1 protein-coding gene and 1 pseudogene are annotated in these 2,903 nt (G+C 74.0%); both read left to right on the top strand.

What is annotated here, in order from left to right:
• Positions 1 to 969: pseudogene (locus QM582_RS17495) on the top strand (hypothetical protein); the annotation flags it as partial.
• A partial coding sequence (locus QM582_RS17490; RefSeq protein WP_415086557.1) for a UvrD-helicase domain-containing protein occupies positions 966 to 2,903 on the top strand: 1,938 nt, incomplete at its 3' end. The pseudogene QM582_RS17495 and the gene QM582_RS17490, both read left to right, overlap by 4 nt.

Here is a 2,903-nt window from a genome sequence, read left to right as displayed (position 1 = left end):
TACGACCCGGCCGGGCTGCGCGGCGCCGTCGCGGTCAGCGGTCCGCGCTCGACGCCCGCGGCGTCCGCCCCGATCCCGCCGGCTCCGCCGCTCACCGAGATCGGGCTCGACGACCTGATCGGCTTCGTCCGCGACCCGGTCCGGCACTTCCTGCGCGAGCGCTGCGGGCTGAGTTATTGGCAGTCCGATCCGCTGCCCGACGAGATCCCCATCGAGCCGGACGGCCTCGACCGCTGGGCGGTCGGGGAACGGCTGCTCGGCCTGGCGCGCACCGGGCATTCGATCGACGATGCGGTGCGTGCCGAGTGGCTGCGCGGGGCGGTTCCGCCGGGCGCGATCGGCACCCGGCTACTGGACGGGGTGGCCGCCCAGGTCCGGCCCATCGTGGCAGCGCTTCCGCTCCCCCCGGACGAACCGGTGCGGCATCGCGACATCGCCCTCGACTGCGGCGCGGTCCGGCTCACCGGACGGGTGGCCACCCAGCGCGACCTGGTGGTGCAGGCCAGCTTCTCCAAGCCGTCCGAATCCCGCTCGGTCGGGCTGTGGCTTCAGTTGCTGGCCTTGTCGGCCACCGCGGAGGGACCGTGGCGCGCCGTTCTGGTCGGTCGCGGCGCGCGCCGGCAGTGGCGTGGCCCCGACCCGGCCACCGCCCGGACGCTGCTGGGCCGGTGGCTGCGGCTGTACCGCATCGGGCTGGACGCCCCGCTGCCGTTGCCGCTGCAGTTCGGTGCCCGGCTGGCCGGGCTGCTCGGCGACGACAAGAATCCATTCGGCGAGCTGCGCAACCTGCGCTACGCCTACAGCGACCACCGGTCGAAGCAGTGGGAGCAGTTCTACGCCAGCGCCGACGACCTGCTCGCCGTCGGCATCGGTGACGACGACCTCGACCAGCCCGGCGAGACCGCGCTGGCCTGCGCGGCCGCCCGACTGGTCTGGCACCCGATCACGGCGCATGAGGTGGTGCGATGAACGGCTTCCCCGAATTCGACCCGAGCGTCCCGCTGCCCGCGGGCACCACCGTGCTGGAGGCGTCCGCCGGCACCGGCAAGACCCACGCCGTCGCGGCGCTCGCCGTCCGGCTGATCGCCGCCGGCGACACCACCGTCGAGCGGCTGCTGATGGTCACCTTCGGGCGCAACGCCACCCGTGAACTGCGCGCCCGCGTCCGCACCCACCTGCTGGCGGCACTCGACGATGCCACCGGGCCGGCCAGGGATCGCCTGGCCGCCGCGGTGGCCGGCTTCGACGGCGCCCTGGTGATGACCATCCACGAGTTCTGCGCCGCGATGTACGCGCAGCTGGGAATCCTGGCGTCCGGTGATCCGTCCGGCCGGGTGATCGCCGACCTGCGGCCGCTGGTCCGCGAGGTCGCGCACGACCTGTACCTGAACCGCTACGGGTTCGACACCCGGCAGCCGCCGTTTCCGCTCGGCGACGACCGGCGCAACGGAGTCACCGGTGCGGTCAGCCTGGCCGATGCGGCGGTGGCGCACGTGTTGCGTCCGATCGTGCCCACCGACGCCGACGGGGTGATCGCCGAACGGGTCGGCTTCGCCGGGCGGGTGCGCAGCGTGGCCGCCGACCGGCGCCGTCAGCTCGGGGTGCTCACCTTCGACGACCAGTTGGTCCGGCTGCGCGACACCCTCGCCGATCCGGACACCGGGGCGGCCAGTTGTGAACGGTTGCGCGACCGGTTCGACGCGGTGCTGGTCGACGAGTTCCAGGACACCGATCCGGTGCAGTGGGAGATCCTGCGCCGGCTGTTCGACGGGCATCGCCGGATGGTGCTGATCGGCGACCCGAAGCAGGCCATCTACACCTTCCGCGGAGCCGACATCGCCGCCTACACCACCGCGGTCGGCACCGCCGGCGCCCGGTTCTCGCTGAGTGTGAACCATCGCAGCGACGCCGCGCTGGTGCGCGGGCTGGGTGAGCTGTTCGCCGGGCTGCGGCTGGGTGAGGCGATCGAGGTGCACCCGGTCGCCGCGCACCGGCCCGGCTGCGGCGTCCGGACGACCGGGGCGGCGGTGACCCCGGTGACGCTGCGCACCCTCGACGACGAGCAGCGGAACTGGCCGGCGCACGGCCGCGTCCGTGCTGACCTGGTCCGCCAGGTGCGCGGCATCCTCGATCGGCAGCAGTTGTTCGACGGGGGTTGGCGTGACGTCCGGCCCGGCGACATCGCGGTGCTGGTGCGCACCAACAAGGGCGCGTCCAGGATCGCCGAGGCGCTGCGCGAGGCGGGCGTGCCGGTGGCGCTGAGCGGCTCCGACAGCATCTACGCCTCCCCGGCCGCCGCCGACTGGCTGACCCTGCTGCTGGCCCTGGCCTCACAGCGCCGCAACGAGCTGCGGCAGGCCCTGATCAGTTCCTTCTTCGGCCTGTCCCTGGCCGACCTGGCGGGTGCCGGCGACGCGCAGATCGCCGACTGGACGGCCACGGTGCGGCAGTGGGACCGGATCCTGGTCCGGGCCGGAGTGGCGGCGCTGTTCGCCTCCATCGGTGCCGAGACGTCCTTCATCGAGCGGGTGCTGGCCCGGCCGGACGGGGAACGCCTGATGACCGACTTCCGGCACCTCGCCGAGGTGCTGCACCAGGCGTCCGGCCACACCCGGCCGAGCGCGGCCTGGCTGGCCGAGTGGCTGCAGGCCGAGCAGCGCAAGGCGGCCGACGACGAGCGGACCCGCCGGCTGGAGACCGACGCCGAGGCGGTGCAGGTGAAGACCGTGCACGGCGCGAAGGGGCTGCAGTACCCGATCGTGCTGCTGCCGGACCTGTGGGACAAGGCCGGCGGCGACGACGACGGCCGCAAGCTGCTGCTGCACGACGATCACGGCGACGCGGTGCTCGACCTGGGCGGCCGGGACGCCGCCGGCCGCAGCCAGCGCCGGCGGCGCGCCGAC

The organism is Micropruina sp. (genome assembly GCF_047607385.1).
Taxonomy (GTDB): domain Bacteria; phylum Actinomycetota; class Actinomycetes; order Propionibacteriales; family Propionibacteriaceae; genus Micropruina.
The sequence above is the reverse complement of the archived record's forward strand: the minus strand, read 5'-3'. Positions and strand labels throughout refer to the sequence as shown.